General features: G+C 57.4%; 16 protein-coding genes. 7 read left to right on the top strand and 9 right to left on the bottom strand.

Features of this window, described 5'->3' with window-relative positions; all coding sequences use genetic code 11:
* Positions 1 to 3: 3 nt before the first annotated feature.
* On the bottom strand, positions 4 to 597 hold the full coding sequence (locus tag ACZA91_RS16445) for an AAA family ATPase (RefSeq protein WP_463183469.1): 594 nt from the start codon (positions 595 to 597) through the stop codon (positions 4 to 6).
* Between the two features lie 281 nt (positions 598 to 878).
* Between ACZA91_RS16445 and hflX the strand changes: the two genes are divergently transcribed.
* Complete coding sequence (gene hflX / locus ACZA91_RS16440) at positions 879 to 2,669, top strand: GTPase HflX (RefSeq protein WP_463186465.1); 1,791 nt, start codon at positions 879 to 881, stop codon at positions 2,667 to 2,669.
* 133 nt (positions 2,670 to 2,802) lie between these two features.
* Here hflX and ACZA91_RS16435 read toward each other — a convergent pair whose 3' ends face one another.
* From ACZA91_RS16435 to ACZA91_RS16420, 4 genes are all read right to left on the bottom strand, one after another.
* The gene (locus tag ACZA91_RS16435; protein ID WP_234406928.1) at positions 2,803 to 4,227 is read right to left on the bottom strand and encodes a type IV pilus twitching motility protein PilT; all 1,425 of its coding nucleotides are present in this window, start codon (positions 4,225 to 4,227) and stop codon (positions 2,803 to 2,805) included.
* Positions 4,228 to 4,574: 347 nt separating this feature from the next.
* Entirely contained in the window at positions 4,575 to 5,798 is a 1,224-nt protein-coding gene (locus tag ACZA91_RS16430) for a bifunctional folylpolyglutamate synthase/dihydrofolate synthase (protein WP_463186464.1), read from the bottom strand.
* A 375-nt stretch (positions 5,799 to 6,173) separates the two neighbouring features.
* On the bottom strand, positions 6,174 to 6,287 hold the full coding sequence (locus tag ACZA91_RS16425; protein WP_099533248.1) for a photosystem II protein Y: 114 nt from the start codon (positions 6,285 to 6,287) through the stop codon (positions 6,174 to 6,176).
* A 147-nt stretch (positions 6,288 to 6,434) separates the two neighbouring features.
* The gene (locus ACZA91_RS16420; RefSeq protein WP_190355003.1) at positions 6,435 to 6,989 is read right to left on the bottom strand and encodes a gamma carbonic anhydrase family protein; all 555 of its coding nucleotides are present in this window, start codon (positions 6,987 to 6,989) and stop codon (positions 6,435 to 6,437) included.
* A gap of 139 nt (positions 6,990 to 7,128) precedes the next feature.
* Between ACZA91_RS16420 and ACZA91_RS16415 the strand changes: the two genes are divergently transcribed.
* Positions 7,129 to 7,635 (top strand): TIGR02652 family protein, encoded by a 507-nt coding sequence (locus tag ACZA91_RS16415; protein ID WP_099533247.1) that lies wholly within the window; start codon positions 7,129 to 7,131, stop codon positions 7,633 to 7,635.
* A gap of 25 nt (positions 7,636 to 7,660) precedes the next feature.
* Positions 7,661 to 8,116, top strand: a complete 456-nt coding sequence (locus tag ACZA91_RS16410) for a VOC family protein (protein ID WP_463186463.1) — start codon at positions 7,661 to 7,663, stop codon at positions 8,114 to 8,116.
* A 92-nt stretch (positions 8,117 to 8,208) separates the two neighbouring features.
* On the opposite strand, the gene ACZA91_RS16405 is transcribed toward ACZA91_RS16410, so the two are convergent.
* A complete protein-coding gene (locus ACZA91_RS16405) occupies positions 8,209 to 8,580 on the bottom strand; it encodes a DUF1818 family protein (RefSeq protein WP_463183461.1) in 372 nt (123 codons plus the stop codon).
* 178 nt (positions 8,581 to 8,758) lie between these two features.
* Between ACZA91_RS16405 and ACZA91_RS16400 the strand changes: the two genes are divergently transcribed.
* The 3 genes from ACZA91_RS16400 (at position 8,759) to ACZA91_RS16390 (ending at position 11,620) form a co-directional block, all read left to right on the top strand.
* On the top strand, positions 8,759 to 9,403 hold the full coding sequence (locus ACZA91_RS16400) for a histidine phosphatase family protein (RefSeq protein WP_099533244.1): 645 nt from the start codon (positions 8,759 to 8,761) through the stop codon (positions 9,401 to 9,403).
* A gap of 221 nt (positions 9,404 to 9,624) precedes the next feature.
* Positions 9,625 to 10,596, top strand: a complete 972-nt coding sequence (locus ACZA91_RS16395; RefSeq protein WP_463183458.1) for a 2OG-Fe(II) oxygenase — start codon at positions 9,625 to 9,627, stop codon at positions 10,594 to 10,596.
* The gene (locus tag ACZA91_RS16390) at positions 10,574 to 11,620 is read left to right on the top strand and encodes a hypothetical protein (RefSeq protein ID WP_463183456.1); all 1,047 of its coding nucleotides are present in this window, start codon (positions 10,574 to 10,576) and stop codon (positions 11,618 to 11,620) included. The genes ACZA91_RS16395 and ACZA91_RS16390 overlap by 23 nt, the downstream gene beginning before the upstream one ends.
* A 78-nt stretch (positions 11,621 to 11,698) precedes the next feature.
* On the opposite strand, the gene ruvX is transcribed toward ACZA91_RS16390, so the two are convergent.
* Positions 11,699 to 12,172 (bottom strand): Holliday junction resolvase RuvX, encoded by a 474-nt coding sequence (ruvX, locus tag ACZA91_RS16385; protein ID WP_463183454.1) that lies wholly within the window; start codon positions 12,170 to 12,172, stop codon positions 11,699 to 11,701.
* A 42-nt stretch (positions 12,173 to 12,214) separates the two neighbouring features.
* On the bottom strand, positions 12,215 to 12,991 hold the full coding sequence (locus ACZA91_RS16380) for a hypothetical protein (protein ID WP_190534131.1): 777 nt from the start codon (positions 12,989 to 12,991) through the stop codon (positions 12,215 to 12,217).
* 438 nt (positions 12,992 to 13,429) lie between these two features.
* Here ACZA91_RS16380 and ACZA91_RS16375 point away from each other — a divergent pair, with 438 nt between their 5' ends.
* Positions 13,430 to 13,801 (top strand): hypothetical protein, encoded by a 372-nt coding sequence (locus ACZA91_RS16375; RefSeq protein ID WP_099533239.1) that lies wholly within the window; start codon positions 13,430 to 13,432, stop codon positions 13,799 to 13,801.
* 69 nt (positions 13,802 to 13,870) lie between these two features.
* On the opposite strand, the gene ACZA91_RS16370 is transcribed toward ACZA91_RS16375, so the two are convergent.
* Complete coding sequence (locus tag ACZA91_RS16370; protein ID WP_099533238.1) at positions 13,871 to 14,386, bottom strand: hypothetical protein; 516 nt, start codon at positions 14,384 to 14,386, stop codon at positions 13,871 to 13,873.
* Positions 14,387 to 14,514: the final 128 nt, after the last annotated feature.

Raw genomic sequence — 14,514 nt, 5'->3', positions numbered from 1 at the left:
CTGCTACAGATAAGGGGCTTGAGCATCTTGTCCCCCACAATCTCGTAACGGCGAAATAGGGTTTTGGGGAATCTGATAGCAAAATTCAGGCTTGATGATTTCCAGTTGATCAAAGCCTTCTGCCAGTTCTGGGGGCGATCGATCCAATTGTTGAGCCATCCGCTCAATGACATGGGCGGGAACCTGCCGATCTCGCTGGGCATTCCAGGCCAAGCATTGCTCCAACGGGGTTTGCACCCACCAGCCGATGATCTGGTGAAACCCAAATTCCCGTGCGGTTTCTAAGATTCGCTGTCGTTGGCGCGGGTCGGCATTGGTGGCATCGTAAACGGCATCGGCTGCGTTGACGATCGCGGTTTGCAGTCGATCGCACACCACTTGCCAAATGGCTGACCAGTCGCCCTGAACAGCCGCATCACCAAAGAGTTCAGCCCGGATGGCATCGGTGGAAATCCAATGTCGATCGGGAGCGGCGGCTTGCCACTGGCGGGCCAGGGTGGACTTGCCACAGCCCGGCGGCCCAATCAGCACGATCAGGCGAGTCGTGGGCAGACCAGAGGCGGGGGGATCAGCAACGGGGCGATCGGGAAGTGGCATGGCGCTGGAATGGGCTAATCAACCGGTTAACGCCACAGGTTAACGCTGTAGGTTAACGACATCGGCTAACGAGATGATTTGAGCATGGTTGAGCCGTTGAACCGCCTAAGGATCAGGGATCACCCTCGCCTTAGCCGGCCCGGCCCGCCTAAAATTGAACCATTCTCCACCGCCCGATCGCCCCTCCCAGGTGGGAGATGCGCGGCGATCGCCGTTTGGGGATCTGGTTCATTTTGCCGTTCTATTCTTTTCCATTTTTTTGTCGCATTCTGAGGTGGCTTATCGAAACCATTCATGGAGATCTGAAAGGTCTCAAAACCAACCAACTCAAACAACTGAAGCGGCTTTATCATCAGCGCGTGCCCGGCGATCGCTTCACCACGCCGGAATTTGCCCAGCGCCTGGCCGCCATCAGCACCGAACTGGAAAAACCCCTTTGCGTTTACTTTAACCGGCGGGGCCAGGTGATTCGAGTCGGTGTGGGCACACCGCGCCAAACCCAAATCCCGCCTTTGGAATTGCCGCGTTACGGGGCCGAGCGCCTGTGCGGAATTCGTTGCATGGCCACCGCGCCCGAGTCAGAACAGCCGGGAACCGGAGCCTTGACGGCTTTGGCCCTGCAACGGTTGGATGCGTTGGTTTGGTTGCCACTCACGGGCAGTGGCTTTGCGCGGCGCGGCGGCGGTGTGGGGGGCTATGTGAAATCGGCGCGGGTGGCCCATCTGTTGCCGCCGTCCAATCTGCCGGGTCTGGTGGTGCGAGGGACGGAATCGACGGCCGAAAGCGTCACCCAAAGCACCACGGTGTTACCCCCTGTCCCGATCGAGGATTTGGCGGAACAGGACTTTCTGGACTTTGTGACGGGGCTGGAGGCCGAGTTTGCCCGGGAAGTGTCCGGCCTAGAGATTGATCAAGCGGGCGATCGGGTGTTGTTGGTGGGGGTGCAAACGAGCGATCGGGATCCCAGGGCCTTTGAAGACGGGTTGGCAGAACTCGATCGGCTGGTGGACACGGCTGGCGGTTCCGTGGTCGGTGTGGTGCGCCAAAAGCGATCGCGCCCCCATCCCCAAACCGTGGTGGGTGAAGGGAAGGTGGAAGAAATTGCCCTCCAGGCCCAGAGCTTGGGGGCCAACCTGGTGGCGTTCGATCGGGACTTGTCCCCGGCCCAAATCCGCAACTTGGAAAAATTCATCGGTACGCGCGTGGTCGATCGCACCGAGGTGATTCTCGATATCTTCGCGCAACGGGCCCGATCGGGCGCGGGCAAGCTGCAAGTGGAACTGGCCCAGTTGGAATATCTCATGCCGCGACTGACGGGCCGTGGCCAAGCCATGTCTCGGTTGGGCGGCGGCATTGGAACCCGGGGGCCCGGTGAAACCAAATTGGAAACCGAACGCCGGGTGATTCAGCGGCGCATTGCCCGCTTGCAACGGGAGGTGAACGAACTCCAGGCCCACCGCAACCGCCTGCGCCAACGTCGCCAACACCACGATGTGCCGACCGTGGCGATCGTGGGCTATACCAACGCTGGAAAATCAACCCTGTTGAACGTGCTGACCGATGCGGAAGTCTACGCGGCCGATCAACTGTTTGCCACGTTGGATCCAACCACTCGCCGCCTGACCCTGACTGCACCCGCCCCGATCGCCCCGATCGCTGAATCGGAATTTCCAGACAGCCCCGAATTTGCGGAACCCACCGAGGGGCGATCGATCCTGCTTACGGACACGGTGGGGTTTATTCAAGAGCTGCCGCCGCCCTTGATGGATGCCTTCCGCGCCACCCTGGAGGAGGTGACGGAAGCAGAGGCCCTGTTGCACTTGGTGGATTTATCCCATCCTTCCTGGCCCCGACATATTGCGGCGGTGCATGAAATTTTGGGTGAAATGCCGATCGTTCCGGGGCCGGAGCTGCTGGTTTTCAACAAAATCGACGCGGCTAGCTCCGAGGCGATCGAACAGGCCAAGGCGGAATGTCCCCACGGGGTGTTTATTTCCGCAGGCGATCGCTTGGGACTCGAAACCCTCCGGCAACAGTTGCTGAACCTGGTTCGCTACGCCACGGGCGAATAGGCCCCTGCCCGATCGATCCTGCCCGATTCATCCTGATCGATCCTGCCCGATCGATCAGGCGGGACAAACCGCCGCAATGGGTTAATCAACCGCTAAAACAGCAGCTTTCGGGCCTAGGGCCTTGCGCCCCGACCTAGACCGCAGAGCTGTAAAGAGAGCCACCTCGCAACATAATCGCCATTTCGTTCTCGCGGGGCGAATTGGCGAGAGCAATCTCCTCGTTGATGCGTCCTTCCAAATAGAGCTTGTAGAGAATTTGGTTCATCGTACACATGCCCTCGTATTCCGATCGGGGAATGATGTCCTCCACCTCGTCAATCTGACCTTTCTTGATGTAATCCCGAATGGCATCCGTGTTGATCAACACTTCAAAGACCGGGGCCCGTTTGCCGTCGGTGGTGGGCACTAGGGCTTGGGAAATGCAAGCCACCATCGCTTCCGCAATTTGGGTTCGCACGGCTTCGCGATCTTCCGGTGAATAGAGCGCCAAAATCCGCTCGATCGTCTTGACGGCCCCGTTGGTGTGCAGCGTTCCGAATACCAAGTGACCGGTTTGGGCGGCCTTCAGGGCGGTTTCCACCGTTTCCCGATCGCGCATTTCCCCAATCAGAATCACGTCTGGATCTTCCCGCAAGGAAGCCCGCAACGCATTGTCAAACCGTAGGGAGTGAATCCCCACCTCCCGCTGATTGATCACCGATCGGCGGCTTTGGTGGACAAACTCGATCGGGTCTTCGATCGTGATGATGTGCCGGGTCATGTTGCGGTTGATGTAGTCAATCATGGCCGCCAAGGTGGTGGACTTCCCGGAGCCGGTGGGCCCCGTCACCAAAATCAACCCCTTGTGGGCATGACAAACATTGGCAAAGGCCGCCGGTAAGCAAAGCTGCTCAAAGGTCTTGATTTCCATCGGAATCAAGCGCAACACCATCGCCGGCCCATTCAGGGTTTCAAACAAATTGATCCGCACCCGCGCAAAGGGATATTGGGCTGCCCCGTCAAAGTCTAAGTTTTCTTGGAAATGCTGAATTTCCAAATCGCTCAACACCTCTTGCATCCAAGCCATGAAGGTGTTGTCGTCCGTGGTGGGGTAGGTGGTGGGCTGCATTTGCCCCCGGCTGCGGAAGCGCGGTTCTCGGCCCACGGCCAAATGCACATCGGAATAATTGTTGCGAAAGGCTTCTTCCACCAACTGCCGCAGGGTGGGCGCACCTTCCGAGGCCTTCGCCCGAGGGAGGGGACGGCGGCCGCTGACGGGGCTGGCTTCTGGGACGATCGGGCCCGGTGGGGCCGTTTCGCCATTTTCCCCAATCACCTGAAACGACCAGTCCGCCCGCCGATCGCCCAAATTCACACTCAGGTGATGGTTGCCGGGCTTGGGAAACACCAGGTCTAAGCGCCAAGTGCCGTCCTTGGCCACGATCGGCCCTGTCATCTTGAAGTCATTATTCAGACTGACGACCAACGGTTTGCCCGCATCATCGGGCGTTGCCACACCGGCCACCACAAACCGCTGGAGCGGGCGCACGGGTTGGCTGGGAGCCTGAACAATTTTCATTGAGAAACCTCCAAAATCCGTCACTACTTCACTAGCAATTGCCACCATTCGCTCGCGAAGGCTGCAATCGGGAGGCTTCCTGCTTCATCACGGCGAAGTCCGCTTCATCCGCAACCTAGGCTGACAAGACCGGACTGGCCGCCGTTTCGAGATGAATCGCCCCGCTTCCGCCCCGATCGATTTTCAATCCACAGTTTGGCCCATGGTCGAAAGCCCTTGCATTCAGCCTGACCCACCCACACCTGCCTGCTGCTGGAGAAGTGGGAAACCGGCAAGAGGGTTCCCCTGAACTCCGTGATTTTGCGGATCAGGCTCCCTTTGTTTCTAATCCAAAACCAATGGATTTGTCAGCTTTTGGCTGCTAGGGCTGGGGAAATGGTGGGGGTGCTGATCCGGAAGAATTGCCCCAAAAGATACAGGGAACCACAGAGCACCACGGGCCGATCGCCCGCCAGGGCCGCCTCCAAAGCTGGCAACAGATCCGTAAAGGGGCGACCCTCTGCCAGGGCGATCGCCTCGGGAACCAGATGCACCAATGCTTCGGGGGCGATCGACTGGGGATCTGGAACAGGCACGGTGTAGAGCCGATCGCCCGATCTCAACAGGATCCGCAACACGGCGGCCGCGTCCTTGGTGCTCAACATACCCATCACCCAGGTCACGGGCCCCAAATTTTGCTGATCCACATAGTCCCGCAGCACTTGGGCCGAGTCATGGTTGTGGGCCCCATCCACCAGCAGCGATCGCCCTTGATGGGTTGTCCACTGCAACCGGCCCGGCCAGCGGGCGTTGGCCATGCCGGTTTGAATGGCTGGGTTGGAAATGGCCCAACCGGCCGCTCGCAACTGTTGCACCAGCCCGATCGCGACGGCCGCATTGGTGCGCTGAACAGTTCCGGCCAGGGGCAGCGGATAGGCTAAATTGCCCGATCGCACCCAAGGTAAGTGGGGCCAAGATTCGGCCGGCGGGGCGATCGGCTCGGCCGGCTCCACCCAATCGATCGGGCAGGCCAGTTGGGCCGCGCGATCGGCCACCACGGCCCGGGCTTCGGGCGGCAGGGGAGCCACCACCAGCGGCCGCCCCGGCTTCAGGATGCCGGCCTTTTCTCCGGCAATTTGTCCCAAGCTGTCGCCCAAAACCTGCCAATGATCCCGCCCGATCGAGGTGATGGCACAGGCGATCGGCCCGTCCACCACATTGGTCGCATCCAACCGCCCCCCTAGCCCCACTTCCATCACCGCCAAATCCACCCGCTGGCGCGCAAAATACAGCCAAGCGGCCACGGTCACCAGCTCAAATTGGGTCAGGGAAATGCCGGTTTGGGCGATCGCCTGTTCCCCTTCACGCAGCAACTCAGCCAGAACTTGCGGTTCGATCGGGACTTGATCCACCGTGATTCGCTCCGTCCAATCCACCAGGTGCGGTGAAGTGTAGCGCCCGGTGCGATAGCCCGCCGCCGTCAGAATGCTGGACAGGTAAGCACAAACGGAACCTTTGCCATTGGTTCCCGCCACATGGACGATCGACACCTGTTGCTGAGGATTCCCCAAAGCCGCCAGCACCCCTAGCATCCGCTCTAAACCCAACTGCACGCCGAAGGGTTGAAAACTGGCTAATTGCTGGTCTAGTTGGTCTACCTGATCTACCTGATCTACCTGATTGGTCTGATGATCCTGATTGGCGTGATTGCCCTGATGATCCTGGGTTACCGGGTGAGCTGCACTGACGGAATTTGCTGAATCTAGCGGCTCTGGGTTGGATGGTTCGATCGCCGGGGTCATGGTGTTGTTCCTTAGCCTATTGCGCCTTGCGGGAGCCTATTGCGCCTTGCGGGGGGCAAAAATGCCCAAAAACAAGTAGGAGCGCCATCAAAGCGCCCCTACTATTCTGCGATTGGGTATCGATTGTGGGCGATCGCGACAAAACCGCCAGAGTTTACTACGAACCTAGCTGTCTAGCTGACGACGCAATTGCTCGAGAGCTGCCTTACCAATGTTGAAAACAGCCCAGCCAGCAGCCAGCAGCAGCGGAGACACCACAACCAAAACGCGCCAATCCATATCTTGATCTCCCGTAACAGTTCTAAAAACAGGCGAGCCAATTTAATTAAATGCCATTGTCGGGCATTTGGGGCCTCCCGAACGCGACCAGTCGATCGGAATCCTGGGAACTGGGTCACTGGCGGGCATTGGGGTAGGCCGAGTTACCTAGTGCGCCCCGTGAAAACCCAGATCCGTGCCCTGGCCGCCATGCACCAGGGCCAACTTTACGTAGCGGGCCGCATGTTCAATTTGTTCCGCCACTTCCTGATCGCTGAGCGATCGGACGACCTTGCCCGGAATTCCCACCACGAGCGATCGGGGTGGTACCTCTTTGGTCACCACGGCCCCAGCCCCCACGATGCTACCCGCACCCACGCGCACGCCGTTGAGAATGATGGCTCCCATCCCGATCGTGCAGCCCCGTTCAATGTGAGCGGAGTGGATGATGGCCCGGTGGCCCACGGTCACATCGGCCTCAAGAATTGTGGGCTGGCCCGGGTCGCCATGGATCACTGCGCCATCTTGAACATTGGTGTTTTCGCCAATGTCAATTCGCTCCACATCCCCCCGCAGCACCGCGCCATACCAAATGTTGGCTCCGGCGGCCAGGGTGACCCGGCCGATAATGGTGGCGTTGGGAGCGACAAAGGCCGCAGCCGCGATGTCCGGTGTGCCCAAAATGGGATGGGCGATCGCCCCTGTTGCCTCTAGACGTGACATAAACGTGACAAATATTTCAAGAAGCGTTGGTTTTGCCCAGACCGCCAAAATGCCATCGCTATAATAGGGTAGCGAGGCGACGGCCCGCGATCGAACCCCCGCTCCCACCGCCGTCCTGCACGAGGTTTCGATCGAACCCATGCTGAATCCGACGTTGCAATATCCCATCTTTGGCCCAGAAATTTTGTGTCCCCATTGTCGGCAGCCGATCCCGGCCCTGACCCTTACGGACACGTACCTTTGCCCTCGGCATGGGGCCTTTGAAGCCGACCCCAACACTAAAGAACTGGTGCATTTGCAATCCAGTCGCCATTGGCGGCAGTGGGAAGGTGAATGGTATCGCCAGCACACGCACCCCGACGGCATTCGCTTTGAAATTCATGAAGCGCTCGATCGGCTCTATACCCAAGGCTTCCGGGCCACGAAGGTAACCGTTGCCCATCGTTACCAAACCCTCATTGCGTCCTATCTCGATCGGGCAAACCCGCGCAATCCCAGTTCCGACGGTCGGCCGCGGCTTTATGGCTTGCCGGTGGAGTTCAGCGCCACGGAAGCGGCGGATCCCTGTTGGGATGTGATTAATTTTGTGTTGGACAAGGAACCGGGTGTGCCGGTGCGCTATCCCTATTTCCGGCTGTTTGAGTAGCCCAAGGGGGGGCGGTAGCGGCGCAATGCACCATGTTTCCTTAAAAACGGCGGATATTCACCGGGCGATCGCGTTTTATGAGGCGATCGGGTTTGGGATGGTCGAACGGTTCACGGCGGGTATGACTCTGGCCTGTTGGATGGAAGGTTGGGGGGGACGGATTGAGCTGCTGCAAGTGCCGGAACCCCAATCGCCGCCCGATCCCTTTGGCAATGAGCATTATGTGGGCTACTACCATTTGTCGCTAGATTTGGCCCAATCGCCCGATCGCCCAGAAACGCTGCCAGATTGGTTGCGTCTGATGGGCGATCGCTTGGCTCCGCAGCCCTTGCCCCTGTTGTTGGCCCCTTGCCAGCAAATGATTGGCGATCAGGTCTATGAGGTGGCATTCATCGCAGATCCGGATGGAATGCCGATCGAACTGTTGCGCCTTCAATCTCAACTCCCGCCACCCAAGGGCGCGATCGACGCTGAACATTGAGCCACCGTTCAGCGTCGTGGCGTTCTGGTGAGGCATGATGCTCGGGAATCGCGTTGAGAGATGGCGTTGAGAGATAGCCTTGAGAAAGGGCGCTAAAACAGCCTGATCGTGCGGGCCGCCTGCACCAACCCATCCACCGCTTCCGGCGGCCATCCCCCTTCAGCGCCCCGCCCCGACAGCAACACAAACCGCACCCCAAAAGCATCTGCGTAGCCCTCGGCCCCCAGCCAGAGCCGATCGCTCTCCACCTCGCAAGCAATTTTTTCCTCGGGCATCAACTCATCGGCGATCGCCCGCACTGAATCCACCAGGCGATCGAGCAGTCGGCAAAAGTCGGTTAACTCCGGCTCCGTCAGCTCCACAGCCCAATCATCACTGCCCACCAATCCCGAAAATTTCGTGGCCGAAGGCTGCCAGCCCAATCGCCATCCTGGGCCAGACTTCAAGATTCGATCGTTAGCCATAGCGCTGTTGATTGGCCCTAAATTGCCGGATTTAGCTTATCTCCGGATTGAACTGCTCCGAGCAGATGTCTGACAAGTGCCTTCATGGAGACCGTCTAATTTTTCCACTACTCCTTTTCAGTCCTAGGATTGAATCTAGGATTGAACCATTGAAGCTCCATGTCGATCGAACTCCACCATGGCTCTTAAGCTCTTCTTCTTGCGTCATGCTCAGACGGCCTACAGTGCATCCGGTGGTTATTGCGGCACGCCTGAAAATGATCCCGGCCTCACGCCCGAGGGGCATGAAATGGCTGAGAAGTTCGCGATCGCCTATGCCTCCCTTGAGTGGACAGCCATCTACACCAGTCCGCTGCGCCGCGCGATCCAGACTGCAACGCCTCTGTGCGAAATGACGGGGCTGAATATGCAGTTGCGAGATGGGCTAAGGGAAATTGCCTACGGGAAGTGGGAAGGGTTGCACCCCCGCGAGGTCGATCGAATCTATCACGATGACTATGTGCGGTGGCTGACGGATCCGGCTTGGAATGCGCCCACGGGAGGCGAGCGGGGTGTGGACATTGCCCGCCGAGCTTCATTGGTCTTGGACGAAATTGAGCGTCGTCACCCCACAGGTTCAGTGCTGTTGGTGTCCCATAAGGCAACGATTCGGATTTTGCTTTGTGTGCTGATGGGCATTGATGTGGGTCGCTATCGCGATCGCTTCTCGTTGCCGGTGGCGGGGTTGAATGTGGTGGAAATGAGCGATCGGGGGCCCCTGTTTCACAGCGTGGCCGATCGTAGTTATTTGGATGAACGATTGCGGGCCCTTCCTTCTACTTAGGAGCATGGCGAGAAACCTGGGCCAGAAATCTGGCTAGAAATTTGGTTAGAAATTTGGACAAGATTGATCGTCAGGGCTTTTCCTCCAGGGAATCAAGATGGCCGCCGCAATCAGTTCTCAGATTCCCGATCGATCTGATAAGACGGAAGGAATCCACAGGAATCAACGCCGATGGTTGATTCCTGGATAAACCTCTGGCAACCTAACGCCCCCCATAAACGGTGACTCAATCAGACGAAATGCAGGGCCTGCTCGATCGAGCAGTGAGCACCCTCAATGAAGCGCTGGACTCTCCTGAACTGTCATTGCGCGATCGAACCTTGGTGGCCCTGCGTGTTTTGGAATTGGCCCATGGAACCGACCCGATCGAAGGTCTCAACACCAATGGTTGGGAATTGCCGCAACTGACCCAACGCCTGACGAACCCGGGCCCGGAATCGCGGTCAGCATCGCCACTGGACGCAAGATTGCGATCCGCTGCCAAGGGCCAGCCCGCCATCGGCCTCGATCGCCCCCATTCAGACAGCACCGCCACCACCCAATATCAGTCCCTGGCTTACCCCGTTGCGACTGCTCCTTCAGCGGCTCGCAATGACCAAATTTTGGAGCCAACGGTTTTAGAAATTGACAACTTTCTAAGTCATGAAGAGCATCAATTTGCCCTCAGCACGGCCTTGAATAAGGCCGATCAATTCGTTGGTTCCAAAACCACAACCAACGCCAGCGATTACCGTCGCTCCAGTATTTTGTATGCCACGCTCTATCCAGATCTCTACGAACTCTTGCGCCAACGGTTAATTGGTCTATTGCCAACGGTTGTGCAGCAATTGGGAATGCCTGGCTTTGAGCCGGGACAAGTTGAGATGCAGCTAACGGCTCACAATGATGGCTGTTTTTATAAAATTCACAACGATTCAGGCAGTCCAGAAACGGCCACGCGCGTCCTGACCTATGTTTACTATTTCTATCAGGAACCGAAGCGATTTTCGGGTGGTGAATTGCGAATGTATGAAACGGATATCAGCGGGCCCATGGTAACCGCGTCCGATCGCTTCGAGACCATTGAACCGCTGAATAATCGGATTGTCTTTTTTGATAGTCGCTGTAAACATGAAGTGCTGCCCGTTGTTTGTCCGTCGCGCCAATTTGACCATGGCCGGTTCACGCTCAATGGCTGGATTCGGCGGGCTTAGTCCTCGGCGGGGATCAGTCCGGCGGGTTTGGTTGGGTTGTCTGGGGGCGGGGTTGCTGTGGTTGGCGGCCGGGGCGGCCGGGGCGATCGAGCCATCCCAACCGGCCCGGCCGGCTCCCATTCCCTACGTGGCGTTTGATCGAACCGAGTTGCAGTTATATCCCTATCGCGGCCGCAATTTGGTGTGGCTGTTGCCGGAGGGAACTTGGGAGCCGGAACGATTGCAACCCCTGATTGAACTGGTTGATCGCGCCTATGATTTCTATGCCGAAGCCGTGGCCGGCAAACCCACCCCCTACAGCCCCACCATTCGCGATCAATTGGGAACGGTGGCCATTGTTCCCAAAACCTGTGGTGGTGGCTGTGGCTACATCTCCAGCACCGGCATTGAGGTGAAGGCTCCTTATTTCCAAGATCTTTACAGAAACTATCAGAAAACCGGCGAGTTTGAGACCCTGCCCATTTATGAATTGGGGCGCAATTTTTGGCTGAAATCCTATGCCAAAAAACTGGAATATCAGGGAGCTGATGCCAGCGTTACAGTACGCACCGGGTTTGCAGCTTTTATGCGTTTGGAAGTGTTGGACGTGCTGCAAATTGAGCCGGGATCGGTGTATGGCACGCCGTTTGAAATTTATCGTCAGGATTTGCGATCGCTCCTATGGCGCTATCAAGCCGATCGCACTTTGAATTGGCACAACACCCTGCGATCGGGTCAAGCTCCCAAAAACCCCCTCTGTTCCGAGCGGGGAATTTGCATTGGTGCGCCGGAATTGTGGGCGGCCATGCTGCTGGAAGTGCGCGATCGCTACAGTCCCAACGATCCCACCTTTGCTAAGCGGTTGTGGGCCGCCGTGCGCGATCGCCCCGATGCCACCAGCACCCAAGCAGCCGTGGACAACTGGATCATTGCCCTCAGCGAAACCACCCAGCACAATTTGGTTTGGCTCTTTGAAGATGTGTGGCGTTGGCCCGTGTCCGATCGCGCCAAGCGTGCCGTCCGACATCTGCCGCGCGGGATTTAGCCCAGAGCTTTGAGCAGGCTGAATGCACCCGGCGGAATTTCTCTGCGAAATTTTCTCTGTGAAATTTCTCTGCGAAATTCAGTTCTTGGGAGAGCTATTCGCTAAAAACCGCTCCACCAAAACGATTGCCGCAATATCATCCACCGGGCGGGGCGGCTGGCGCAGGCCCCGAGGCAGCAACTTTCGCCAACCCCGAGGCGGATAGAGTTCCCAGTAGCGATCGCGCGCGGCTAGGGTGCTGTAGCGTTCATCGACCCGTTGGATCGGGGGGGCATCGGGCCAACCCTGTTCCAGACGGCTGACCCAGGCCTTGGAAGTGGTTTGGTCACCCATAATGATGGCCGTGGCTTGGTATTGTTGCTGCCATTGGCGCAATTGCTCGATCGCCCTGTCCGATCGCACCACCTCATGGGCCAAAATCTCGCCACTCGATCGCAGCACCGCCAATCCACATTTGGCGCTGCCTGGATCAAACCCCAAATAAACCGCTCCCGATTCAACCGCCCTCAAATCAGCCGCCCTCAAATCAGCCGCCCCTAAATCAACCGCCATAGACTCTCATCGGTTGCGCAGAATCAAAATACAGCAACCCGCCTACTTAGCCGCACCGGCCGCACGCCGCGTCTTGAGGGTAACATTCATGCCCTCGCCGGACTGCTCCAACACCAGCAGCGGCGTGGGTTTGGCCTTTTGATCCCAACTGATGGTGACGATGCGCCCCTGGATCGTCGGTTGCCACCGATCGTCATCATCATCCGCCAAACTGAGGTAGCGCTCCAGGCAGTTGATGATTTCCTCGATCGTCCGAGAAGTGGGCTGGGTGGGCAATTTGGTGATGCGCACCTGCACTCGAAACAACACCCGCTTCACCCGCTTCACGCCGTCTGTGCAAGTTTCATACTCCACATCAAAGAGCTGATCCACTTGGCGGCCTTGGTTGGTCTGCGCGTTGTTTTGAGTGCCAGCCTGTTGTTGGGTCGGCCGCAGGGCCACGGACACCATGGTTTTGATCTTCATCTTGATCTGATTCACGATCGCGAAGTGGAAGATCTCCTCCTGCATCCGCATTCGCAAGTAATCCAAGTTGAACTCACGAGAATTCACAAGATCGGGATTTGCTTCCATCTTGTGAATGCTTTTGAGGGCTAAGTCAAGGCGTTTTTTGAGTTCACGAACTCGGAATTCTTCTGCACGAATTCTCTTTTGGAGCTTGTCTGTTTCTAGCTTGAAATAAACACCACCAGCGACCAGTAACACTGCCAAAGCGCCACTGCTCATGAGCCACAAATTATTAGCAGGAGCCGGGGTGGTTGGGGCCTGGGCCAGGGGCCCGGCGGGCAAGCTAATGACCGGAATAATGGAGGTCGTCATGACAGGCAATGTTGTCATTGAATGACTCATTGGGCAACTCACAGATACGAATCCTCACGGGCGATCGGTGAATTTGTTGAATTCGATGAATTTTTCGATGAATTTAGAAAATTTCCCGTTTCCCCCCTGTTAGTCAACGGTAACTTTCTTTTGATTAACCCCCTGGAGCCAATCACCGTAGCTGCGGTGCGATCGGGTGGGGGCCAAAACTTCCTAGACGCAGACAAGCACAAAGTTACCCCCCACCGCGACCACTGGCAACGTTGAGAATTGCGAGAATTGTGGTCTGTGGGGCCATGCTGGTTGGGTTGGGTTCCGTGAGCCTGAACCCGTTCGGTTGGAGATAACACCCATCGTTCACATCTAGTCTACATTGGCAATAGAGACGATAGAATAAACGCCTTGGAATATAAGCTTTGAACGTCATTAATAGAAACAATGGATTACACCAGCGGCGGATCGCCCTACGTGTTGTTGGCGGCCGGGGTTGCGGCGGGAGCGCTGTCGGGGTTGGCCTTTGCGAAAAGTTTGCGCGAACAGGGGCGAGTTTGGCTCAAGTCACCCGATCGGGATCCAGCGGCCATGAAAGGGCCTGAGTTGTGGCTCCCCTTTGTGGGGATGGCCGGCGGGGCTGGCTTTTTTTTGGCGGCCACGTTGCAGTGCTTCGCGTTCCCGATCGACCTGTCCTATAAACTTTCCGTGCCGGTGGCGGTGGGTGGAGCGCTGACGGTTTGGTGGCAGTTTGGAATTATTTTGCGCCAAATTCAACGGGGCGGCGTGGGGGCGATCGACCTCAATTCGTTGCGCTAGGGCCAGCGGAACCTGCCACCCCATTCAGCCCACGAACAAGGTATTAGCGGAGGGTGCTAGTGGAGAGCGCTAGTTGATGATGTTTGCTAGGCGATCGAACACTTGCGCTACCACCCGCTGGGCTTTTTCATCCAGCCGATGCCAGTCCACATCCCCATCCTCCCCAATCAAATCCAAATCAATGGTGACCATCACCTCATCGCCCGCACTGAGGGTGCTGAGGGCTTGGTAGTCGCGGAAGCAAATGCTGTAGCACAGTTCCCACACGTCAACGCGCGTGGACTGGCCATCGTGCTCCAGGGTGAACCAATAGCCCGGATAGGGTTGCGGCAAGTCATCCAACGCCGCCGTAATTTCCGCCGCCCGTTCGCCGCTGGCGGTGGTTAGTTCCTGCTGCAAGAGGGTGACACGGGTTTGGATTTCTTCAGACGTGCCGTAGGGAAAGACGGGAAATTCTTCGTAGGTTCCTTTCCAGCCGGAAGATTCCAGTTGCTTGCGAATGTTGTCGATCGTTCGCAGGAAGGCTGGCTGCATCAGTAACTCAGCCCGATACCAATCGTTTAAATCTGTTAATTTGGGACGCATCTGCTGTCGATGAACCGTCAAAACTGCAATACAAAAAACTGACTAGAACACCTAGCTTATCCGCTCTGGTCATTGGCGTGCATCTCTCGATTCTGACGGCACTGATTGCTCGGTCTGATGAACTGCTT

This window comes from Limnothrix sp. CMB-01 (assembly GCF_055193175.1).
The sequence above is the reverse complement of the archived record's forward strand: the minus strand, read 5'-3'. Positions and strand labels throughout refer to the sequence as shown.